Below are 26,863 nucleotides of genomic sequence, written 5' to 3' on the forward strand. Positions count from 1 at the left end.
TTTTTGATTTGCCGTATTGTTAATTACAGCCTAAATAGTAACCTCAAGTAATTTAGCTCCTGTTGATTGTAAAGATATTTTTTGTGTAGATGCCGGCAATAATGCTGTTTCTCCACTTTTTATTGACACTTCTCCTTCAGCAGTACTAATCTTAGCTTCACCACCAACACACATGTAAATGGTAAAAGAATCTCTTTGCGCCGTATCTAAATCTAAATTTTCGGTTAACTCTATGAAGTTGGTTTTAAAATACGGGCAATCTACCATTGTATTTACTTCATTCTTAGTTTTGTCATAAGAAACTATGAAATCATCTTTCTTTTCATAATCAACGGCATCAAGGGCCAGATCTGTATGTAACTCGCGCAAATTACCTTCTTTGTCTTTTCTATTGAAATCGAAAACACGATAAGTAACATCAGAAGTTTGTTGAATTTCCGCCAACATCACCCCTGCTCCAATCGCATGTATTTTACCGGTGTTAATAAAGAATGTATCACCTTCTTTAACTTGCTCATAATTAAGAAGATCAAGCAGGGTATCATTAGCAACACTTTCAGCATATTCTTCTTTGGTAACATCTTTATTGAAACCTACAATAAGCTCAGCCTTAGGGTCTGCATCCATTATATACCACATCTCTGTCTTACCAAACGAATTATGACGTTCTTTTGCCAATGCATCATTTGGGTGTAACTGAATAGATAGATCTTGCTTGGCGTCTATGAATTTTATTAAAATAGGAAATTCCTTTCCGAAGCGCTCAACTACACTTTTCCCCAATAATTCTTCTGCATTGGAGTCTATAAGCTCTTGTAGAGATTTACCCTCTAAACTACCATTGGCAACCACAGAAATATCGCCAGGTACAGTAGATAACTCCCAGCTTTCACCGGTAATATCACTCTCAATAGGTTTACCAAAAACCTCTTTTAATTTAGTACCTCCCCAAAGTCTTTCTTTTAAAATGGGTTTAAATTTTAATGGATGTATCATTGCTTGTTTTTTTGTTGGTCTATTGAATTAATAACGTAATTTAAAGATTTTTCTTACAAATAAATACTTGACTACCCAGAGAATGTCACATAATTTCTAGGTGTTTCATATAGCACTACTTCTAGTTCATTTGTTTTATGAATATGTGGTCGTAGTCTCTTCCAAATAACGACCGCAATATTTTCTGCAGTAGGATTTAGACTTTTAAATTCATCTACCTCTATATTCAGGTTCTTATGGTCTAAATAAACTTCAATCTCTACTTTGATCAAATCTTTTAACACCTTCATATCCATGACAAAACCGGTCTCTGGATCAATTTCTCCAGTTACACTTACTATCATCTCATAATTGTGTCCATGAAAATTGGGGTTATTGCATTTTCCAAAAATTTCGTTGTTTTTAGAATCTTCCCAATCTTTTCTATATAACCTATGTGCTGCATTAAAATGCGCCTTTCTACTTACTTTTACTTTCATAACTATGCAGGCATATTAAAAAGATGTTCGTAAAATTTATCAAAGATTATTTTGAACCAAGCTGTATATGCATTCGGATTATTAGAAATATCCTCTTTTACAGCTTCTGGAGACATCCATTTCCATGCTTCTACTTCATCTTTATTAATGTTAGGTTCGGCATTATAAGTGCCTAACATTACATGATCATACTCATGCTCGGTTAATCCGTTATCAAAAGGTGCTTTGTAGATAAAAGAAAACAATTCTTTTAATTCTGTTTGAAACCCCATTTCTTCTTGTAGTCGTCTTTTACCGGCTTCAATATTAGACTCCCCAACACGTTGATGGCTACAGCATGTATTGGTCCATAATAAGGGAGAGTGATATTTAGATGCCGCACGTTGCTGCAACATAATATCGCCGTTATCATTCGCAATAAATACAGAAAAAGCTCTATGTAGAAGCGCCTTTTCATGGGCTTCCATTTTAGGCATTGTACCTATTTGCTCATTATTTTCATTTACGAGAATTACCTGTTCTTCCTTCATAACGTAAAAATAAGGCGTTTAACTTATTTAACGTAATGATGTATATAAAAAGAAAAGTCTAGAAGAAACGTGGAGATTTTAAATTGTTCTTAGTAGAGATGAAATCATACCTAAAAATAACTTCGAACGATCCATCGTTAAAAGCTGTATTACCCAGTTCGGTCGTTTCTTTATCGTAGGCTATTCCAATCAAGAATTTATTGGAGACATTGAACCCTGCCATACCACTGAAAGCAGCATCCCACCTGTAGGCCGCACCTAAAATAAATTTGTCGTTCAACATAAAATTTGCTGATAAATCTACCTGTAAGGGTGCTCCCTGAACCACTTTGGTAAGTAATGCGGGTTTAAATTTCAAAAACTCATTTAAATCCCAAACATAACCTGTTATCAAATAAAGGTTCATCTGTTCTTTCGCAGTAGATAAATTAGACCCTTGAAAATGTGTGGTCTCCAAGAACCTAGGAACGGACAAGCCTACATAAAACTTGTTCGTATGATAGTAGACCCCAGCACCAATATTAGGTGAAAGCCTATTATCGATATCTTGCTGCAATGTTGGATCTGTTGTATATTGATTTAATTCTAAAAACCTAATATCCAATAAGTTAGCACTAGCTTTTAAACCAAAACTTAATCTACCCTCGGTAGATGTCCAAACAGTATAAGAAAAATCGATATCAAAATTTGTTTCGGAAGTTGGACCAATTTCATCATTAACTATTGATAAACCTAAGCCTACACCTCTATAACCAATTGGCGAATGAGCATTAAAAGTCTGCGTGGTAGGTGCACCATCTAGACCTACCCATTGAGACCTATGCAATGCACCAATACTTATATGCCCTCTTGAACCGGCATATGCAGGATTTACACTAATAGTGTTATACATATACTGTGTATATTGAGCGTCTTGCTGGCCATAACAAAATACCCCAAAGCTAAGTGCCACAAAAGTGACCACTTGCTTTAACAATTGTACTTTATTTATGTATATATATTCTTTAAGCATTGTTATTATCTATTTATATATATGTAACCAGAAAGTGTTTCCATTTCTCCATTTGGCAGTTCATAATCCAGAATATAGAAGTATGTACCTACCGGTAATTTACGATCAACATCTACGGTTACCCTACCTTCCGATGTACCATCAAAGACATTACCTTCTGTATTATATGCCTTGGTCATGTAAACCGACACACCCCATCTATTATAGATTTTCAAGGTATTGTTCGGATAGTTTTCCAATCCGTTTATTCTTAGAACATCATGAATTCCATCACCGTTAGGTGTAATAACGTTGAAAACTTCTATTTCTTCTTCTAATTGACCTAAATCTGAATCTAAATAATTCGGTATTCCATCACCATCGGTATCATCATCTACATAATCCCCGTTTAGATTTAAATCTTCATCGCGCGTTTCAATACCATCATCGTCATCATCGGTATCCCTATAATCAGATTCATCATCACTATCGGTATTTGGCAATTGTACGTAAGGGTCATCGATTTCATCATTGACGTCCACATCAACCGAAATTGCACCTTCATACCCATCATCTAATCCATCATTGTCCTTATCTGACCCAATGGCTACAACATCTGCAATACCATCATGATCATGGTCGTGAGCTTCAATTGCATCAAGAACATTATCATTATCACTATCCTCATCTAGATAATCAGGTAAGTTATCTCCGTCAGTATCCACTGGGAACAACCCAGTTAAACCATTAGCTTCATACGCATCGTCTAAACCATTGGTATTCGCATCGATCCCTGATGGCGGTATATACTCAGCAGTTACCTGAGCTTCAACATTATCGGGTATACCGTCACCATCTGCATCGATATCTAAATAATCTGGGAAGCCGTCACCATCAGAATCCGTTGGATCAGTAGAAGGATCATTATCGCCATCTAAATTCAAATCTTCAAAGCTATCAACGATACCATCATCATCACTATCCATATCTACTCCTAACGGGTTTACCATAATTGTAATGGTCGATGTACTACAGTTACCTACAGTATCACAAACCGTATAGTCAAAAGTATCTGTTCCTAAATAATTATTATTCGGGAAGTATGTCGGAATATCATCAGATGGGTCATTTGGTGTACCATTATCATCAACAGTTACCGAACCATTGGTTGGTTGCGTTACACTGAATGTACCATCTGTAGGTAAATCGTTATCATTCAATTGCCATGTATCTATTGCAGTGATTGCATTGATATCAATTGCAATGGAATCATCATCAGTATCTAAAATTGGTAATACTTCTACAGTTACGGTTGCCGTACTGCAATCTCCGTAAGCATTACAAATCGTATAATCAAAAGTGTCCGTACCATTGAAATCTAGATCTGGAGTATAGGTTACTATATCATCCATAGGATTGTTAGGTGTACCAGCATCGTCAATTGATACCGAACCATTTGCAGGATCAGTTATGGTTAAAGCACCAACATCAGGTAAATCTGCGTCATTAGCATAAATATCAACAACAACCGGTACTTCTTCATCTGTAGTTACCAAGTCATCTTCCAAATCTGCCGCCTGTGGTAAGCAAACCACTGTAAAATTTGGTAGACTAAACGTGTTACCTGCTTTGGTTACCAGTGCAGTATATCTTACGACAGCATCGGTAGCAATGACCATGGGACTTAATTGATCACCTGGTAATGGCGGACTCCAACTTACCGAAGCTGTGCTTGGTACGTTAGAAGTGATATCCATAGTTACTTCATTGTCTGGATTATTACAATCTGTTACAATAAAATACCCTGTTGCATTTGAGCCACATAAGGTACCGTCATAGGTTGCAAAGTAAATACCCGGTTGGGTTACTTCGTAAAAAGAATCGGTACCGAGTACGGTTGCCGTGTCTGAAGCTTCATACCAACGAAAGTTATTTTGATCACTATCGGTAGGTGCCTGCAGTAAGAACTGGGCGTTAGATACCAACACTCCCAGTATCGTAGTAACGATACTGAGAAATATGGTTTTATATATATGTGTTTTTTTCAAATCGATTTGGAATCTAAGCTTCAATTAGCTAATTATTGTGCTACGAATACTACGTTAATCAATGTGTTATAATCAGTTGGTGCAGCTATGACATCGTAAGTCATTATACCCGTTGCACTAACCGATACATTGGCAAAAACAGTGTCATCAAAATAAGTAACATAGTAGTATAATTCAGTATTTGCATATGTAGGTATTGCTGCTGGAGCACCTGCACTACGTACGTCAGGAGTACCATATTGTGCTAAATACTCAGCATGTAAATCTATTGTTCTACCAGTACCCGTTGTTGATACATCTACCTCTATAGAAGGCGGATAAAATATATCAGGTCTTGTATTGGCAATCAAATATGGATCAGCTGATGTACCTGTACCACTTACACTAATGTCAGTGTCTGGCGCAGCTTCAACAATCGTTTCTGCACCATTTGCTGTTGGTACAGATAAGTTATAATTAATATCCGTTTGTGTTACTGTTACCGAACCATCTGTTGATGTTATTGTCTGTATTTCATTATTTGGATTATTATCATTATCAGCTATAGAAACTGTACCACCTCCATTAGATAATATTACATTGGTTCCAGACCTACTTATTGTCTGAAGTTCGTTCGATGCATTTGAATCGGCATCACGAATGTCTATCGTTGTATTCGTACCATCGTTAATCTGAATCTCTACACTCTCATTTGCAGTTACTACTGCACTTGTTAAGTTCTGGTCATCCGTATCCGTATCTATCGAACTCAACGGTACGGACAATGTTCCGTTACTGTCTGTTATGTTCAAATTGCCACTAGCTACATTGAAAGCAGTGTTAATTTCATTTGTTACGCTTGAATCCGCATCACGAATATCCAATGTAGTACTGTTACCGTCGGTAATATCTATACGTACACTTTCATTCGCCGTCAAAACAGTATTCGATAAATCCTGGTCATCGGTATCTGTATCTATTGAACTTAACGGAACCGACAATGTACCGTTGCTATCCGTAATATTCAAGTTACCACTGGCTACATTGAATGCCGTATTGATTTCGTTCGTTACACTTGAATCCGCATCGTTAACATTATCCACGTCAGAAACATAAAGTCCGTTCGCATCTATACTCAACGCATTTCCTGCAGTAGTACTGATGTCCGCGGAAAACTCCGTTCCCGTTAAATTTAAACCATCGCCTGCGGTATATTCCGTATTCGTATCAACAGTTGCATCTGGTACATCGATAGTAAAGTTCGGATATGTTCCGCCTATTGTTACATTACCGTTTCCACCATCCGATATCACTACCGTTTGATCTGGTGCCGTATTGGTTACTGCAAAGTCATCACCAGTTTGGCTAACTGAAATGCCTGTACCGGCACTTACCGTCTGATCTTCATTGTTTGGATCATTATCAGCATCATCAACGTTATCCACATTGGAAACATAAAGTCCGTTCGCATCTATACTTAAGGCATTGCCCGCCGTGCTACTAACTTCTGCGCTAAACTCCGTGCCCGTTAAATTCAAGCCATCGCCTGCGGTGTATTCCGTATTCGTATCTACCGTTGCATCTGGTACGTCGATCGTAAAGTTCGGATATGTTCCACCTATTGTTACATTACCGTTTCCACCATCTGCTAAACTTACTGTTTGGTCTGGTGCCGTATTGGTTACTGCAAAGTCATCACCAGTTTGGCTAACTGAAATGCCTGTACCGGCACTTACCGTCTGATCTTCATTATTTGGATCGTTATCCGCATCATCAACGTTATCCACATTGGAAACGTAAAGTCCGTTCGCATCTATACTTAAGGCATTGCCCGCCGTGCTACTAACTTCTGCGCTAAACTCCGTGCCCGTTAAATTCAAGCCATCGCCTGCGGTGTATTCCGTATTCGTATCCACCGTTGCATCTGGTACGTCGATCGTAAAGTTCGGATATGTTCCGCCTATTGTTACATTACCGTTTCCACCATCTGCTAAACTTACTGTTTGGTCTGGTGCCGTATTGGTTACTGCAAAGTCATCACCACTTTGACTAACTGAAATGCCTGTACCGGCACTTACCGTCTGATCTTCATTGTTTGGATCGTTATCCGCATCATCAACGTTATCCACATTGGAAACATAAAGTCCGTTCGCATCTATACTTAAGGCGTTGCCCGCCGTGCTACTAACTTCTGCGCTAAACTCCGTGCCAGTTAAATTCAAGCCATCGCCTGCGGTGTATTCCGTATTCGTATCCACCGTTGCATCTGGTACGTCGATCGTAAAGTTCGGATAAGTTCCACCTATTGTTACATTACCGTTTCCACCATCTGCTAAACTTACCGTTTGGTCTGGTGCCGTATTCGTTACTGCAAAGTCATCGCCAGTTTGGCTAACTGAAATGCCTGTTCCGGCACTTACGGTTTGGTCTTCATTATTGGGGTCATTATCCGCATCACGGATATCGATCAAAGCTGCAGCACCATCGGTAATGGTTACCTCTACACTCTGATTCGCTACTCCATTAGTACCTAAACCTAAATCTTGATCATCGGTATCGACAGTAGCATCTGGTACGTCAATCGTAAAGTTCGGATATGTTCCGCCTATTGTTACATTACCGTTTCCACCATCTGCTAAACTTACTGTTTGGTCTGGTGCCGTATTCGTTACTGCAAAGTCATCGCCCACTTGGTTTACACTGATGCCTGTTCCGGCACTTACGGTTTGGTCTTCATTATTGGGGTCATTATCCGCATCACGGATATCGATCAAAGCTGCAGCACCATCAGTAATAGTCACTTCCACACTCTGATTCACTACTCCATTAGTACCTAAACCTAAATCTTGATCATCGGTATCGACAGTAGCATCTGGTACGTCAATCGTAAAGTTCGGATATGTTCCGCCTATTGTTACATTGCCATTTCCACCATCTGCTAAACTTACTGTTTGGTCTGGGGCGTCATTCGTAACTGTATATGCTGTATTATTACCAGTTATACTAGAAGAAACTGAAATACCACTACCCGCTTCCACAGTAGTGGTTGTTTGATTTGCTTGAATTGCCGGAGTTAAATCTAAAGCTGTTGATGCTTCTCCGTTTACCGTGCTTATTAAATCATTATTAGTATCTAAGCTAAGGTCGTTACTATTAATTATTGGAACTCCTGCTCCTGTCACGCCATCAACTGTTGTTGATATTGTATTACCTGTACTTGCATTAGACACTGTAGTTGCTGGTATTAAACTACTTGGTGCTACATACTCCCAACTTGTTCCATTCCATTGGATTAAATCTCCAGTATTACTACCGTCTGCTAATTTACCTAAACTAACTGCAGCATCAGCTAAATCTGTTGTTTCTACTGCACCTGGAGCGATTTCATTAGTTGTGATTCCATCCTCTGAAACAGCTAACCTTAATGGATCGACAGTAGAACCTGCTCCTGATAATGTCAATGTTCCGTTTGATGGACCAACCACCTCATTTCCTATTATACCATCATTTTCCGTTACCGTTACCGAACCTAGGTCTACCAAGGTCCAATCGGTACCGTTCCATTGCATTACTTGACCGTTGGCAGTACCATTAGCTAATTTTTCTAAGGCTACGGCATCATCTGAAATATCGGAAGTCTCCACTGCACCCGCAGCTATTTTATTCGTAGTGATGGCATCATCGGCTACATCTAAGGTTACATCCTTGAATACCGAATCATCGCCACCTGTAATATCTATCGTGCTATTTGTAGATGAAATTGTTCCATCGGCGATTGCCGCTTCATCTACTTCTAATGCGCCCGTTGTTGCATTCTGGGCTAAGCCAGAACCGGCTATATCTGCATTTATGGTCGCTGCATTTACTGCATCCGCTGCAATATCTGAACTTGCTATTGTACCATCTAATATTTCTGTGGTCGTGATAGCATCATCTGCCATCTTTGCGTTTGTTATAGCATCATCGGCCACATCCAAAGTAACATTCTTGAATACCGAATCATCGCCACCTGTAATGTCTATCGTGCTATTCGTAGATGAAATTGTTCCATCGGCGATTGCCGCTTCATCTACTTCCAATGCGCCCGTTGTTGCATTCTGGGCTAAACCAGAACCGGCTACATCTGCATTTATCGTTGCTGCATCGACAGCATCATCGGTAATTGTTAAACTAACATCGTTCAAAGTTGCGTTTGCACCTCCTACAACATCAAAATCACTTGATGTAATACTACCATCACCAACGATATCTGTTGGATCTACCGTAACCGTATATTCCGTATTGTTTCCAGAAACAGATGACGTTACATCTATTCCCGTTCCCTCAACAACCGTGGTCGATGTTTGATTTGCTTGAATTGCCGGAGTTAAATCTAAAGCTGTTGATGCTTCTCCGTTTACCGTGCTTATTAAATCATTATTAGTATCTAAGATAAGGTCGTTACTATTAATTATTGGAACTCCTGCTCCTGTCACGCCATCAACTGTTGTTGATATTGTATTACCTGTACTTGCATTAGACACTGTAGTTACTGGTATTAAACTACTTGGTGCTACATACTCCCAACTTGTTCCATTCCATTGGATTAAATCACCCGTATTCCCACCATCTGCTAATTTTCCTAAAGTTACTATAGCATCAGCTAAATCTGTTGTCCCTACTGCACCTGGAGCTATTTCATTGGTTGTAATTCCGTCACTTGAAACTGCCAATCTTAATGGATCTACAGTGGAACCTGCTCCCGATAAGGTCAGTGTCCCGTTTGATGGTCCTACTACCTCATTTCCGATAATACCATCATTCTCCGTAACAGTTACAGAACCTAAATCGATTAAAATCCAATCCGTACCATTCCACTGCATTACTTGACCGTTGGCGGTACCGTTAGCCAGTTTTTCCAAGGCTACGGCATCATCTCTAATATCAGAAGTTTCTACAGCTCCCGCTGCTATCTTTTCAGTAGTTATTGCATTATCCGATACGTCTAAAGTAACATCCTTGAATACTGAATCGTCTCCACCTGTAATATCTATTGTACTATCGGTCGATGAAATTGTTCCATCTGCTATTGCCGCTTCATCAACTTCCAATGCTCCCGTTGTCGCATTTTGTGCTAATCCTACTCCGGCTACATCACCGTTTATCGTTGCTGCGTTTACTGCATTTGCCGCGATATCCGAAGATTCCACTGCACCTGCCGCTATTTTATCTGTAGTTATTGCATTATCCGATACGTCTAAAGTAACATCCTTGAATACTGAATCGTCACCGCCCGTAATGTCTATTGTACTATCGGTCGATGAAATTGTTCCATCTGCGATTGCCGATTCATCAACTTCCAATGCTCCCGTTGTCGCATTTTGTGCTAATCCTGCTCCGGCTACATCACCGTTTATCGTTGCCGCGTTTACTGCATCTGCCGCGATATCCGAAGATTCCACTGCACCTGCCGCTATTTTATCTGTAGTTATTGCATTATCCGATACGTCTAAAGTAACATCCTTGAATACTGAATCGTCACCGCCCGTAATGTCTATTGTACTATCGGTCGATGAAATTGTTCCATCTGCGATTGCCGATTCATCAACTTCCAATGCTCCCGTTGTGGCGTTCTGGGCCAATCCCGCTCCCGCTACATCACCATTTATTGTTGCTGCATTTACTGCGTCCGCTGAAATATCCTCACTTGCAATCGTACCATCTAAAATTTCTGTAGTGGTAACTGCATTATCTGCCATCTTTGCATTTGTTATTGCATTATCAGCGATTGTCAATGTAACATCGTTCAATGTTGCGTTAGTTCCTCCGGTAACATCAAGATCACTTGATATAATACTACCATCACCAACGATATCTGTTGGATCTACGGTAATCGTATATTCCGTATTATTTCCTGCTACTAAAGGTGTAACATCTACCCCGTCTCCCTCAACAACCGTGGTTGTAAGTTCGCTAGACGTAATAATACCGTCTAACTCCTCTAAAGCTGATTGTACATCATTTGTAGTGATGTTTCCTGCAGGGGTCACATCAACCTCGCTAGCGTTTTGATTATCGGTAACCATGGTCCAGTTCGCACCATCATAAATATATAATTCATTTGTAGCGGTATCTAAATAGGTTACTCCAGGATTGTCATTTGCCGGAGCTGCCGTAGGAGCACCTGCACCACTTGTTGTAAGTTCGTTGGTTGGGTCAATATCCAAATCCAATGCATTGTTTGCTGCTAAATCCGCTATAGCTTCTTCAACTGTAGTCTCATTTACGGTATCACCATCTACATCTAAAGGATTTGTCAACAATACTTCTGTACCTTCTTGCTCGTCTGTATTTACAAGTGCAGCGATATCCGCCAAGGGAACAGCAACTACATTACTATCGGAATCAATAATATCTAAAGTACCATTTGTACTGTTTACAGTGAAAGTAACATTGGTCGTATTTGTATCTACAACTGCCGCTATATCCGCTAAAGGGATAGAAACCGTATTTAAATCGCTATCGGTTAAAATAAGGTTTACACCATCTTCTGTTAAAGAAGCATTGGTTGTATTTTCATCTATAGAAGTATATTCCCAAGAATCTCCATCCCAAAAATAAATTGTGCCGGTATCGGTATTCACATACAAATCCCCTAAATCTGCTCCGGCAGGCGTTACCCCTCCTGGTGCAGTTACATCTGTACCTTGTAGCACCTCACAATTACATTGATCTTCTAAGGTCACAGTTGTTTGTGCCATAGAAATGCCCGATAGCAGTAAGGCAAATAATACCAATGTAAACTTAACGGTATTACTCAAGGTTGTAGTAGTTTGACTTTTCATACTTTTAATATTCAATTCCACCTTCAAAAATTCGTTGGTCATATAGGTTTTAAAAAAATATAGTTACCAAAAACATCATTATCTGTTTCTTAGAAATTGGATCTATGGTAATCACAATACACAAATATTCATTTTAAGTAGTGCTCACTAAAATAAATGTTGTGTAAGCCAATATTTATGACATATAGTCTTATAATTATGAGGTATAGAGTTGTTAAAACTTTGCAAATTGTTATTGTCGTTCGTCGAGTATAGACTGTTATTCGGGTAGTTTTTGGTGCTACAAAAAACCATGGACTTTTTGTTTAGGGTTAAAAAATGTGATAAATTATTTAATGAAAACCGTACCATTTACTGCTAGTGGTACTATTTTCAGCTTAAGCTTTACGCCATTAAAAATGAATGACATAAAAACCGCTACCTGCAAAAATTATATAAGAGCCTAAATGGTGTTCTAATTCGGTTTTATACGGTAAGTAATCCTTCTATTTGTAATAACCGTCCTTACTTTTACATTTAATAAAGCCGCATTTGATGGTGTTGCAGTACACGTTGTACTAGAGTTTGAAGCAAGTAATCTATAAGAATAGCCATCTTTTTGCTTTGGTACATTTAATACGGTTAATGTAGATGTTTGTGTACCAGAATGTTCAGAATCATCCAAAAGATCAACAAAGCTTACCCCGTCACTACTTACCTGCCATTGGTAGGTATCAGCATTGTTTACATTAGTTGTAAACTGTGCATTTTCACCGGTTAAAACTGTTTGATTTACAGGCTGTTCAACAACCACCACTTCAGGAGTCGTATGTATTTCATATTCACCCAAATCTATCGGACAAGCATTATTTCCCCATCTAACCCAAAGTGAATATGTTCCAGCCGAAAGATCGGAAAACGTATAGCTTCCAATATTATCGGACATACTGGTATAATTTGCCCCGTCATCTATACTAAACTTAATGCCTGTTCTATTTGGATGGTCTGGAAAATTAAAAGTTATAGCACCATTGTCCTCTCCACAACTTGTATTGTCTGCGTCTATAGTTACCGTTGGATTTGAATATACCGTAACATTCGCCGTATCTGAATCGCTACAACCATTACCATCTGTAACGGTCACCGTATAAGTTACAGTTGTGTTTGCACTTGAATTTCCTGCGGGACTTACCGAAATAGTAGGTGAAGTGTCTCCCGTACTCCAAACATAAGAATAACCCGATCCACTGCCGCCAGATGCCGATGCCGTTAAAGTAACCGATTCACCATCACAAATCGTTTGATTTGAACCGGCATTTGCTAACGGAGGCGAATTCTCAATAACACTTACCGCCGTTCTTGTACCGCTAACACATCCTGTTGCGTTATTTCTTGCTTCGGCATAATAGGTACCTGCTGCAGATGGCTGGTATGTTAAACTACCGCTTTCTAGTAAATTTCCTCCAGAGGATGCATCATACCAATCTATTGTTACCGTACCACCACTTGTACTCGCAGAAATCTCTGGGATGGTGTCACCTTGGCAAAATGATTCATCACCATCGCTTGTTGGCGAATCTACTACCGGACAAACACAGTTTGGTGCCGTTACCGGTAAATCGCTACTACAGTTGCCCTGCGTTGCCGTTACAACGACATTTGTACCATCGGGTACATCTGCTATTCTCCAAACATTGCCCGATACGTTGCTTACCGTACCTTCTGTAGCCGTCACTGTACCACCGGTTACAGTTACTTCAAAAGAATATGTAGTTGGTTGAAACAATATAAAATTACAACTTGGTGAACTGCTGACCGTTATAGTTGGAGTTGGCTCTACCGTTACAACAACTTCATCGGTATCGGTACAACCACTACTATCTGTAACTGTTACCGAATAATTGACCGTTACATCTCCACTTGTATTACCTGAAGGAGAAACTGTTATTGAAGATGTGGTATCTCCCGTACTCCATAAATAACTATAACCGCTTCCACTACCTCCCGTTGCCGAAGCTGTAAGGGTTACAGATTCACCGTCACAAATAGTTTCGTCTTCACCTGCATCTGCCGTGGGCACTCTAACGCTCAATACCGCCTCATCTGAATTGGTGTCTTCACACACATATGCCGAATTGGATATTACAACCCTATATCTATTATTATGATCTGATAAAGTAGGATTGGTTATATTTAATGTAGTTGTGTCCGTACCGGAATATATTCCTCCTTCCGAAATATTCGTCCAACTTCCACTAACAAATTCTTGCCATTGGTATTCATCTCCTAATGAATTAGTTACACTGAATGTTGCCGAACCTCCGGGACATGCATTTGCATCTACCGGTTGATCCGTAATAACAGGTGCTGCAGCAATTTGTAAGAAATCATAATTACCGTCATTATCTCCATCGATAGGCTCATCATAAGATGCAGACGACACCAAACCATTTGCATTTACCGTTGGTGTACCTGATCCGTACATACCATTACCATCTGAATCGGATAATGTATCTGCATAAGCTTCATCCGCATCATTACAACCATCACCATCACTATCATCATCTAAATGATTAGGGTTTGCATCACCATCTAAATTACCGCTTCTACAAGCTGTAATACCAAAAGCAACATCGTCAAAAATAGAATATGTTTGCGAAGAGTTATTAATTTGTCCATATACATAAAAACGAAATGTATACTGTGTATTTGCTTTTAAGTAAACTGGTGCTGTTGCCAAATGCTGAAAACTAGCGTATGATAACCCATTATCTGTATGATATACATCTGTTGATAACGTATTCCAAACATTAGAGCCCGTTATTGTATATGCAGTCGCTGAATAATAAGAATCCCCTTGGTTTGGCAAATACCAGCCAGAACGTATTTCATTTAACTCAAAAGAGGAAACCTCAGCGCTAGTAGTAAATGAAACTTCTATATAGTCATTATTATGAACTGCTTCTTCTTTTGTTTGGGAAGTAAAACTTTCTATTCTAATATTACTGCCCGAGATATTAAACTGTGAACCGTTTAATACCATTGTTTCTGTATCGCTTATTGCCCAATCTCTAATTTTTGTGTCATAATTAGTATCCATTTCTAGATTTCCTGAAGGATTATTTAAGGTCCAAGCAAACTCATTTGATACATTATCTATAGATTCTTCACAATCCGAAATACCATCATTATCATCATCTAAGTCGCACCCGTCTGGAACTCCATCGTTATCACTATCAATAGCATCATCAAAATAAGGACATTTATCATTTGCGTTATTGACACCATCCCCATCATCATCACATAAACCAGAAGTAACCGTATAATCATCAGCGCTACCTTTTCCTTGCCCACCACTTACAGCAGTCGGGATTCCGTTTTCATCCACAGGACCAGCAATACTACCATCTCCGTTTAGATCGGAAAAATCTAAACTACCTGAACCCTCTAAAGCATCAAAACATCCATCTCCATCACTATCTAAATCGTAATTATCTACAATGCCATCTCCATCAATATCACCACAACCTGTTGAAAGTTCTACATTATCAACATACATTCTATCATGATTAGTTTGCGTAGATACACCATTAAATCTAAGTTCTACAGAACTAGATGAAGGAGTGAACGAAAACGTTCTTGTTGCCATATTCAAGGAAGCGTTGCCATTTTGAGCCCTACCACCATTTGCTGTCACTATTTGATTTGAAGTCGCGTTAAACTGAACCACTCCGTCTATTAGTACATTCAAGGTAACTTCACGACCATAGCTATTATCGGCTCCCAAATCAAAAGTTATAGTATTTATAACTCCAGGAGTTACACTAATTGTCTGATAAAAACTGGCAGTGCCTGTTCCGTTCCAATGGGGAAACCAAGCCCTATCGGCATTCATATTCCATTGATTCCCATCTCCCGTCCACCCTAGGGCATTAAAAATCCAATTTGAAAAATCTCCGTTATCTACCAAATTCGAAGATATATTACATTCGTCTGAATCTAAGATTCCGTCATTATCATTATCCAAATCACAAACATCGTTAATACCATCACCATCTGTATCTATACCTGTAGGATCGGTACAAGGTTCATATATACGCACTGTTGCGGTATCACTTTTTCCTAATGACGGACAAAGAGAATCTGTTGAGTCTGTAATCGTATAGTCAAAAGTAGTTTCACCAGGAAAAGGGGTTGCCCCGCTATAGGTATAAGTTACAAGTCCGTTTTCCGCGTCATCAATAATTACGGAACCTACGGATGGCTGTGTAACACTTTCTATTGAAAAATTATCTCCATCTGCATCAGAATCATTATCAAATAGATTAATTTGAACAGAAATTGTATTTCCATATGACACCTGTTCTACATCATCATTAGCCTCGGGAGCATTTGGATTTTCTATTGCTTCTGCATCTGTTGTAGTTAACGTATAGTGATTGGTACCTGCAATGGTACTTGGCTGTGCAATAGCGGTTGCGATAAGTCTTGAATATCCACTTGGATCTGACGCATCATAAAAATTAGGATAGTGAACTTCTATAATATAGGTTTCATTTTCACCTAAAGGCAAGCCAAAATGTACTTCCTCTGGTTGTTGGGTACCATGACCATATACACCGTTTACCTGTCTTAAGCCGCTAATAATATTACCTGAACAATCTTTGATCAATACATTTGTACCAATAGCTACCCTACCTAAAAAGCCTCCGGTTGAGCCATTAGCTCCTCTATCCTCCGTAACATCTATCAATAAGTGATTGTTTCGATTTGCTGCCGGTAAATTATTAATATATAGTTGGTTTGCGCTATTGTTTATATTAATGTAAATATCTAAATCACCATCATCATCGACATCGACCATAGTAGTACCCTCACCATCTCTACCAGAATTAAATTGCTGAGAATCTAATGAAAAGTTCATAGCTGCCCCACTGCCTATAACACCTGGAGCGGGAGTTGGACTATTTAATTGATTGATGTACAAATAACTTCTACTATTACCTACCAGAATAATATCTATATCACCATCATTATCAATATCACCACCGGCCAAAGCATCTATTCGCGCACCTGAACTACCGTTATTTAGATTATTAGGTTGTGGTAAACCAGGAAAAGAACCTGCACCTAGTGCAGTAAAAACTCCGCCACCATCATTTCTATGTATCTGTGTTTGTCCGTTTTCCGTCCAAACAGCATCTAAATCGCCGTCATTATCCAAATCCCAAAGTCCGTTACCACCTTTGTTATTATTTGCCGCCTGACCTAAATCTGCTCCATTAGAAAATGTACCTCCTTGATTTAAAAAAAAATCATTTTCATCGCGTTTACGCATAAAAATATCTACCCAACCATCATCATTTACATCCGCTGCCGTACCATAATCACCATCAGTGGCATATTGGTTAAGACCAAATTCAGTTACACCGTTACCATTACCGGTGGTAATATGGGTAAACAATGCATTTGGTGCAGGGTTAGTAACGGTATGTGTCGTATGATCGATAAAGTTATTTCGCAATATCTCTATTCCCATATCGTGATTATCAAAAAATACGTCCAAATCGCCATCTCCTTCAAAATCAAAAAAACCGACACCTTCAGAATTAACGGAAGGGACAACAATTGTGGACCCCGACCTACCTATGGTTATAGGAGTATACCCACCAATTCCATCTCCAAAAGTACCGTTTGTATTTTGAATAAAAATTTGAATAGCCTGTCTGGCATTATTATTACCAGATGAGTTTATCATAAAATCTGGTCTACCATCGTTGTTAGCGTCTCCCCATACAGCTTGCCTTTCTGCATAGTCTCCTAACATTCCAGGAGCTAAAGTAGTTTGCACATTGGTAAATGTATTGTTACCGTTGTTACGCATTAAAAAACTCTTTACTCCAGAACTGTTGTTATTCTCTAGAACGAGAACGTCTAAATCACCATCGTTATCAAAATCCGACCATGCATGACCACCATCTTTCCTTTGACCTAAATCTAGACCAAAAGACGCTGCGCTTTCCGTGAAAGTTGTTTGAGCATTTGACTCAACACTACAAAACCAGGCAAGTATAAACATGCCTAAATACTTTAATTTAATTCTCTTAAATAAAGAAAACCCCATGGATATATCTTTGATATGCTGATAGGGGGAATTATAGCATGATTTCTTTATATAAAATTCAGCTAATCTAACCGTGGCAAGAAATTAATGTTGCCAAATGGTGTTAAGTTATTGGTTAAGTCTCAAAAAAATGTGGACTAACTCGATAACCCCAATAAAACACAGAGCTCACAAAGATTTTTTTGTAAGAAAAAACTTTCTTTAATTTAGTTTCCTTTAATACGGTATGTAATATTCCTATTTGTAATGACGGTGTAAGCTTTAATAATTACCTCTGGAGAAAATTCTGAAGTAGAATTACTTCTAGTACCCGTTGTAGTGATTAAATCTCCCACAGCCGTTCCTGATGGAATTGGAAATACAAACTTGTACTTATTAGTATCATCGGTATTACCATCATCATCTAAATAAGCAGAGGAAGAAGCATCTTGATCATCACTACTACCCTCTACTGCCGTACCAATATAGGTTTGACCTTCCCCGTAATCTTGAGTAAGTCCCAATTGATTATCACCCAATGTAGCTGTGCCCTCATTTACATCTGTAAAGAACACTTCTATTGTACTACCAGGAGATGCCCAACCTGTAACTACTAAATTAGAGCCTGAGATAAAAGCAGAGTTTATTATCGGAAAGTTTTCTAAGTTATTTGATCCTGTATCTGAATCTGAAATATCGTTAAGCGTTACCCCATCCATACCTAAATCAATACCCAAGCTAGGTATTACAGTTCCATTTGCATAAATGCTGTTCTGGGAAATGGTATTTGATGTACCAGATAAAACAACTACACCTTCACTACCGTTAGAGTATATTCTATTCTGCTCAACAACAGAACCATTGGTTGAGAGCTTTATAGCCATACCTTCATAACTACCGCTACAATTACCTCCATTTTGACCTGATAACAATATATTATTGTTAGAGATCGTAACCCCATCTACATTGTCAATTTCAATTCCGGAAGATGCTGCAGTTTCAATTAAATTCTCTTGAATAATTATAGTACTACCATCTTCAACCAAAATATTATCTGCACATGCAGAGCTACCATTAGCTTCTAAATGATTAAGCTGAATTGTACTTCGTGTACCACCATCTATTAATATACCAGCATCGGTATTTGAAGATATATAATTTGAAAGAGCGGACAACTCACCACCAGTTTGTTCTATACCATAATCTATATTACCAGAAGCTGCACCTAAGGCATTGACACCTAGTAAATTATTAGAAATAGTTGCCGTACCACCTTGTACGCGAATGCCTGCATTATTGTTAGCATACACTGAAACATGCCTTACAGTTACATTTGAACCATTTAACCTTAAAACATCTCCGCCATTTCTATGAACTTGTATTTCTGGTCTATCAAAATTTGGCAAAGCTGTATTTGCAACACCAACTCCTGAACCTCCAGAACCAACTGTTCCAGTATTTGAATCACCTGAATATGCGCTCTGAGTTCTACCATCTATTATAGTATTTGTACCCGTAATGACCGTATAGGTATTTGAATTATCCAATAATAAATCAAAATAACCATCTACATTGTAATTTGCATCAGCCGCCCTACCAAAACTATCTCCAGTAGGCGGAATCATAAACACTGACACATCTTCATCAGGTGCTGGATCAAAAATTGAATTAGGCTCTATATCAAGACCAGTTTCGCCTAAAGTATTACTGTTCAAAATAAATTGTTCAAGAGAACCTTGCCCAAATTCGTTGGTATTTACAATTGTATTAAAGTTAAAACCAAAATTTACATCCACTATACCATTACTTTCAACTGTAACCACTGATACACTCTGAGCACCATCTATAACCCCCAAAGCAACATCTTGTAATGCACTTGGATCCGTACCCCCTATTTCTTCTGTAACATCAAAAACATTACCATCAGTATCTCCATACGCCCTGAAAGTTTGAACAGGATAACATACAGAACAATTTAAGCCATTTGGTCTATTTGAGCGTACGGTAGAATTTACCACCTTAACATTAAAATCACCATCTGCCATACCCCCAAATGAATAATTTCCTGTAATATTCGTAGTTTTTCTTTGTACAAAATTACCCGATGAATCAAAAAGCTCTACAATTGCACCAGAAACTCCTATACCTCCAGAATCAGTTTGATTTCTACCTATACCACCAGGATAATTTACATCTTCAAAAACCCTACCTGCAATTAAGTTAGAAGGTACCTTAATAACAACAGCAGCTGAAATAACAAAATCTTGACCTACATTTACATTTGCTGTTACTTCACTATCTCCTGGAGAAATGTATGAGGAAATATCATAGGTATCTAAATCTACACCATAACTGTTACTAGTATTATAAACAGGGGAAACTGTATTATCATATATAGTTGAATTATATGCATTTGTACCCGTTTGTCCACCATCACCAGTTAAATTTGTAGTGACATTTGCCTGGTTGGTAATTGACAACCTTTCTGGATTGGCTCCTCCCGAGGCTAAATCAGGATCACCTTCCCATGAAAGAAATGTCGATTTCGCTCCTTCTCCCGCAATAGCATAAAAAGAATCTAATGTAAATGAATTTCCATCATTACTTAAACCGTCAAAACCTTGATATAAATTAATATTAACTGCCGGTAATGATCGGTCTTCATAAAAGACAATTAAACTCCATCCTCCTAGAACCGTAGCCGTACTACAATAACTTCCCGTATTATCAATATCTAAATCACTAAAATCAAATACATTTGTTGATAGGTTTGGAATTGCCGTTACGATAGAAGTTACATCACTAACATAACCATAAAAATTTCTATTGGTCAGAGAAGTCTGATATAAAAAATTAGCCGAGACATTTTGCCCCTCAAATGTAACATTATCATCCCTTGTTGTATTTGAATGTGCCCAATATAAATAGGCTTTTTCTACCGTTGCTGAATTGGGTATTGGTGAAACCAAACTACTGGATGAAGATGATGTAATCGCACATGGATTTGCTCCATTCGGACTTGTTCGCAAAGTACCTCCTGTAGTTGAATAGTCATAATATCCATCAAATTCTTTAAACAAGGTTAAAGGATCATTTGCTAAAATCTGTGAGTTAATCGTTCCTTTTCCTGTATCATTATAATTTATAGTCGCATATTGGGCATTTGCTCCAGTAAATTCAATATCAAAATCTTCAGCAAATTCTGGGACACCATCATTTGAAATGGGGACCGAAATGGTCTGTATATTATTAAGTTCTCCCGTAAATGTTAAGGTACCTGAGGTTGAGGTATAATCGCTACCAGCAATAGCTAAACCATCTACCGTTTGAAAATCTACTGTAAAGGGAGCTTCAATAAATCCAAATAATAATACATTTCTACCATGTGCCGCTCTAGTAGATCTTACGGTAAAAACGGCATTACCCACATCTTCATCAAAAGAAATATCATCAATTATTATTATCGGCCCATCTGGAAAACAGTTAATTTCCGCTTCCCAACCAGCTCCTGTATTACTTCCATTTGAAACAAACCTAAATGTTAGGCAACCTGATGCAGCAGAAGAGTTTATTGAAGTTGGTATGTTGGAACTATCATATTGACCTATCAATGTTGCTCCAGTAGAATTTCCATCGTACACATATAGTAAATCACCAGAAACAATTTCAAAACTTGTGAAATTGACATTTAAATACGTGTCAGTGGTTTCTGGGCATATGGTATAAGTAACATCTTCATTATTGCTATAATTGGAAAGACCTCCTGGGTCAAAAAAAGTATCACTACATGTTATAGCATTCCCTCCATCCGTCATTATCAATGCATCATCGTCTATTATGGTAGCTGTAGCAAAATCGCTTATATCTACCTGAGGATCTGACGCCAAAATAAACTCTAATGTGAAATTTTCTGGATTTTCTATAGCCCCATCATTTAAAATAGAAACAGTGACAGTTTCCGTATCACCAGTTGTACCATTAAAATTTAAAACGCCTGCGACTGAAGTGTAATCATCTCCATCTATTGCAGAACCATTAACAGTTTCATAATTAACAGTGAAAGGTGTAGTTGCGTTTGTTCCAGTATGCCTTACTGTAAAAGTTACATTGCCCGAATCTTCATCAACTGTTACATCATCAACTTCCAATATGGGTATAGGTGCCGGATAAACCGCAGAAATCTGAAAATTATCAATAAACGCATAATCATCATCTCGCCAGTTTGAATTGGTTCTAGAAAACCTCACTGTTGTTGTTGCGGAAATATAACCAGTAATATTTTGATTGAAAGTTCCCGAATTATTATTACCCGTTATTGTACCTATACTCGTATAACTTGCTCCTCCATTATTAGAAATTTCTACTTCTAGAGACCTATTCCCTCCTAAACTTATCGAACGCCAATCGAAAGATAAAATAGCTGAAGAAGCTCCCGATAAATCAACTGATCTTCTAATATTTTCGGACCACAAATAATATAGCTCCAACCTATTATTGTCTATTTTAATATACCTATCAGTAGGTCCGTTATCCGTATCACCAGTTTCAATCCAATTGGTTGAAAAGTTAGAGCTACCATTGTTATTAGAATAAGCTACATTGCTAAAATTGTCACGAAAAGTTTCTTGTGTATATAAACTTGTGGCAATAAATAGAAAATATAAATAAAAAAAATACTTAAATCTCATAAATAAATTAATGGGATAGCGTATAGCAGTAATTATTAACTAATAATATCAACCGTAAAAATAATTAGGAGTTCAATCTATAACGAATATTTGTTGTGAAGTGAGGTTTACAACAAGTGAACACCTTAAATGATGAAGTTTAATCTTAAAATTCTCTTAAAAAAAGAAAGAATATCTTATTCTTAATTATATAAACTATTCTTTTACAAATATTTATTAATAAAAAAGCAACACATTACTGAGTTGCTTTTCTATTTATTAAGTCGAATACATTATTCCAAAATAATAAATTCAGACCTTCTATTTCGGTCATGTTGAGCTGCAGAGCATTTAACACCATCTTCGCACTCATTTAACAACTTTGTTTCGCCAAAACCTTCACTAACTAGTCTGCTTGATGAAATTCCTTTACCAATCATATAATTAACCGTAGACTCCGCCCTTTTTTGGGATAGCCAAAGATTGTATGCAGCTGGTCCTCTACTGTCGGTGTGTGAATTTACTTTTAACTTTAGACTAGGGTATTTTTCCATGGCTGCAATTACCTTTTCTATTTCTACTTCCGAATCTTTTCTAATATTATATTTATCAAAATCGAAATAAATAGTGCTCAACTGAAGTAACTTAGCCAAGTCATCTCCAAAACCAGCAGTAATGCGATCTCTTTCTAAATAAAAATCAATAATTTTTGGTTTTCCATCAGATTCTCCAATATACTCTTCAAATGGTATGTAGCCTTCCATTAAGGCTCTAACAAAATTCCCTTTATGGCAATCAAGCTCTAGATTGTAATTACCATCAGAATCGGTAATAGTAGATAAAAGTTCAACATTATTTTCATCAATGACTTTAACCGTAGCCCCAACCAAAACTTCATTAGAAATTTTATCTCTTACGGTACCAGTAACTTTTTGTAAACAGTCGAAAGTCAATGGCTTCGTTTCTGTAAAACTATAAATATCATCATAACCCAACCCTTCTTCACGGTTAGATGCGAAATAGCCGGTTCTTAACTCTTCATTGAAAATAAAAGTAAAATCATCACTTTGTCCATTTACCGGTTCTCCTACATTTGAAACTTTACCGCTAAAATCTTGTCTTATAATTTTAGTAGCAAAAACATCTAAGCCACCAAGCCCTGGGTGACCATCAGAAGAGAAATATAATATTTCCTCACTTGTAATGAAAGGGAATGTCTCCCTAGCTTCAGTATTTATATTGGGACCTAAATTTTCAGGAGTTCCAAACGTTCCATCCTGATTTATTGAAACCATAAACAAATCTGAAGCACCTAAGGTACCTGGCATATCTGAAGCAAAGTATAGTGTTTTTTCATCTGGGCTTAATGCCGGATTCGCAACAGAATATGAATCACTATTAAATGGAAGCTCTTCAATTTCTCCCCAAATACCTTCCTCATTCATTTGGGCTCTTAAAATTTTTAAACGTACAATACCTTTATCATCTTTAACCGTTTTTCTCTTTTCTGAATTATTACGGGTAAAATACATTGTTTTACCATCTTTGGTAACGACAGATGTAGATTCATGGTAACGGGTATTTACATTTTCTCCAAGTTTTTTTACATTCGCTATCGAAGAACTATCTGCATTAACTTCATATAGGTCTAAAAAATCTTTTGCATTCCAAGTATGTCGATATCTTGCAAAATTACCAGTATCCCTATCGGAAGAAAAAATTAAACCCTCTCTGTAGAAAGAAGGAGCAAATTCGGAATATGGAGAATTATATTCAAAGAATCCCAAAGTATATCTACCAGAATTCTCCTCAATTTCCGACATAAAATCTCTATCCTCAGTAAAGGCAGAGGCACGACCATCTTTTTTAGTTTCCTCTATAAATTTATTCATTATAGATTTAGAGGTATCATATTCCCCGATTGATTTTAACGCTTGAGCGTATTTAAAATAATCTTCAGCGGTAACATCACTAGTATAATCAGAAACTAACTGTTTATAAATACCCGCAGCATCTTTATAGTCTGCATTGTAATAATATGAATTGCCTAATTTTTGAAGCAAGTCCGCCGAGACATATCCTTTTTCTAAGACTTTTTTATAAATATCTATAGCAGGACTAAATGAATACGACTCAAATTTTTCGTTCCCTTTTTGAATTAGTCGTTCTTGTCCAATAGCTATTCCGCAAAAAGCTATTAAGGTGAATATTAAAAATTTTACTTTATGCTTCATATATAAATTTGCCTTTTAGAAAAAACGTGGTGATACCAATCTTTGAAAAGATTTTACCAACTCATATCTTAAGAGTACTTCAAATGATCCGTCGTTAAATTGTGTACCTCCCAAATCTGTTGTTTCCCTATCATAAGCAAGCCCTATCATCAACTGGTCAGATATTTGAAAACCAGCCATTGCACTTACAGCAGCATCCCACCGGTATGCCGCACCAAAAGTAAATTTCTCATTGAACATAAAATTGGCAGAAACATCAATCTGTAAAGGCGCACCACCGACAACCTTGGTAAGCAATGCCGGTTTAAATTTTAAATTCCCATTTAAATCAAATACATAACCAGTAATCAAATAAAAATTAATTCTTTCTTTTGATAAAAATCTTACGGTATTTGCGTCTTGTTGCGAATTATCAAAATGTTCAGTTTGAAACAAATTTGGAGCAGAAAGTCCTGCATAAAATTCATTAGAGTGATAATACAGACCAACACCAACATTCGGTGAGAATTTGTTTTCTATATTATCTGAATTAACCGGCTCTGAATCAAAATTACGCAACTTATTAAAATCAAGATTCAATAAGTTACCGCCAGCTTTAAGTCCAAAAGAAAGTTTTCCTTCTGCAGAAACGTCTATGGTATATGATATTACCGCATCAAAATATGTTTCTTGAACAACACCATCCCCAATTTCATCATTTACAATTGAAACACCATAACCAAGTTTACTATTTCTAATAGGTGATTGAATGTTTAATGTTTGTGTTTTGGGCGCCCCTTCTAAACCTACCCATTGTGATCGGTATAAACCCGTTATACTTAACTGTCCTCTACTACCAGCATAAGCAGGGTTGACACTCATAGTATTGAACATGTACTGAGTATATTGTGCATCTTGCTGGGCGAAAGAAGTACCACAAGCAAGTAGTAAACCTCCAAATAGAATTAAAACCTTATTCTTAATATTCATATTTTATTATCTATTATCTACTAATGTACAGATATTCACTATCCACTTTACTTTCACCTTCAAAGGTAGTATAATCAAAAATATAGAAATAAATTCCGGATGGAAGATATTCCTCAACACTCAAAGTAGATCGCCCTCTCGATCTTCCATCAAATACATTATTTTGATTGTTATAATTCTCACCCTCATAAACTGCTACTCCCCACCTATTGAAAATTCTTAAAGTACTACTTTGTATTTTATCAACACCTCTGATGAATAGGAATTCATTTCTACCATCTCCATTTGGGGTCACAAGCTGATTTACTTCAATTGAATTATCATTTGGGTCAGTAGGATCATCATTGATAATACTTATATCTACTGTTGCTGTATCACAGTTTCCCGTTGCATCGCATATAGTATATTCAAAAGAATCTACACCTTCAAAACCATCATTTGGTGAATAGGTTATGGTGTCATCCGAAATATCATCAGGCGTTCCTCCGTCGTTGATGTCTACCATTCCATTGGAAGGTTCGGTCACCGTTAAAGTACCATCTGTCGGAATACCGAAATCATTATCAAATATATCCACTTCAATAGGTGTGTCAACTGGTGTTGAAACCGAATCGTCGACAACATCAAGTTCTTCTGGTTCACCCACTGTGATAGTCACCGTTGCAGTATCACAATTACCATCTGCATCGCACACCGTGTACTCTATTACATCTTCACCCTCAAAACCATCATTTGGTGAATAGGTTATGGTGTCATCCGAAATATCATCAGGCGTTCCTCCGTCGTTGATATCTACCGTTCCATTGGAAGGATCGGTCACCGTTAAAGTACCATCTGTCGGAATACCGAAATCATTATCCAATATATCCACTTCAATAGGTGTGTCAACTGGTGTTGAAACCGAATCGTCGACAACCTCAAGTTCATCAGGGTTTCCACTATCGGGATCCAGATAATCGGGAGTGCCGTCTGCGTCACTGTCATCGTTGGTAGGGTCACCGTCCAAGTCGACGTCCTCATCGGGAGTATCAACTCCGTCACCGTCATCGTCAAGGTCACGGTAG

The 26,863-nt window shown here is 37.8% G+C and carries 11 protein-coding genes; all 11 read right to left on the reverse strand.

Features of this window, described 5'->3' with window-relative positions:
• Positions 1 to 30: 30 nt before the first annotated feature.
• Positions 31 to 993, reverse strand: a complete 963-nt coding sequence (locus tag DCS95_RS06195) for a type I phosphomannose isomerase catalytic subunit (protein ID WP_116770181.1) — start codon at positions 991 to 993, stop codon at positions 31 to 33.
• Between the two features lie 74 nt (positions 994 to 1,067).
• The gene (locus DCS95_RS06200; protein ID WP_116769905.1) at positions 1,068 to 1,475 is read right to left on the reverse strand and encodes a 6-pyruvoyl trahydropterin synthase family protein; all 408 of its coding nucleotides are present in this window, start codon (positions 1,473 to 1,475) and stop codon (positions 1,068 to 1,070) included.
• Between the two features lie 2 nt (positions 1,476 to 1,477).
• Positions 1,478 to 2,005, reverse strand: coding sequence for an isopentenyl-diphosphate Delta-isomerase (gene idi / locus DCS95_RS06205; protein WP_116769906.1), 528 nt, complete (start codon positions 2,003 to 2,005; stop codon positions 1,478 to 1,480).
• A 58-nt stretch (positions 2,006 to 2,063) separates the two neighbouring features.
• The gene (locus tag DCS95_RS06210) at positions 2,064 to 3,017 is read right to left on the reverse strand and encodes a PorP/SprF family type IX secretion system membrane protein (protein ID WP_116769907.1); all 954 of its coding nucleotides are present in this window, start codon (positions 3,015 to 3,017) and stop codon (positions 2,064 to 2,066) included.
• A gap of 5 nt (positions 3,018 to 3,022) precedes the next feature.
• The gene (locus DCS95_RS06215; RefSeq protein WP_244178397.1) at positions 3,023 to 5,044 is read right to left on the reverse strand and encodes a T9SS type B sorting domain-containing protein; all 2,022 of its coding nucleotides are present in this window, start codon (positions 5,042 to 5,044) and stop codon (positions 3,023 to 3,025) included.
• A gap of 32 nt (positions 5,045 to 5,076) precedes the next feature.
• The gene (locus tag DCS95_RS06220; protein ID WP_116769908.1) at positions 5,077 to 11,889 is read right to left on the reverse strand and encodes a hypothetical protein; all 6,813 of its coding nucleotides are present in this window, start codon (positions 11,887 to 11,889) and stop codon (positions 5,077 to 5,079) included.
• Between the two features lie 412 nt (positions 11,890 to 12,301).
• Positions 12,302 to 17,905 carry an Ig-like domain-containing protein gene (locus DCS95_RS06225; RefSeq protein WP_164674132.1) on the reverse strand — a complete coding sequence of 1,868 codons (5,604 nt, stop codon included), beginning with the start codon at positions 17,903 to 17,905 and terminating at the stop codon, positions 12,302 to 12,304.
• 251 nt (positions 17,906 to 18,156) lie between these two features.
• Positions 18,157 to 22,617: a Calx-beta domain-containing protein gene (locus DCS95_RS06230; RefSeq protein WP_116769910.1), complete on the reverse strand. Its 4,461-nt coding sequence runs from the start codon at positions 22,615 to 22,617 to the stop codon at positions 18,157 to 18,159.
• Between the two features lie 272 nt (positions 22,618 to 22,889).
• A complete protein-coding gene (locus tag DCS95_RS06235; protein WP_116769911.1) occupies positions 22,890 to 24,830 on the reverse strand; it encodes an OmpA family protein in 1,941 nt (646 codons plus the stop codon).
• Between the two features lie 15 nt (positions 24,831 to 24,845).
• Positions 24,846 to 25,799, reverse strand: coding sequence for a PorP/SprF family type IX secretion system membrane protein (locus DCS95_RS06240; RefSeq protein WP_116769912.1), 954 nt, complete (start codon positions 25,797 to 25,799; stop codon positions 24,846 to 24,848).
• A 13-nt stretch (positions 25,800 to 25,812) separates the two neighbouring features.
• Positions 25,813 to 26,863 (reverse strand): Ig-like domain-containing protein (locus DCS95_RS06245; protein WP_208630735.1); only part of this gene is annotated, 1,051 nt, incomplete at its 5' end.

Source organism: Maribacter litoralis (assembly GCF_003075045.1).
GTDB lineage: Bacteria > Bacteroidota > Bacteroidia > Flavobacteriales > Flavobacteriaceae > Maribacter > Maribacter litoralis.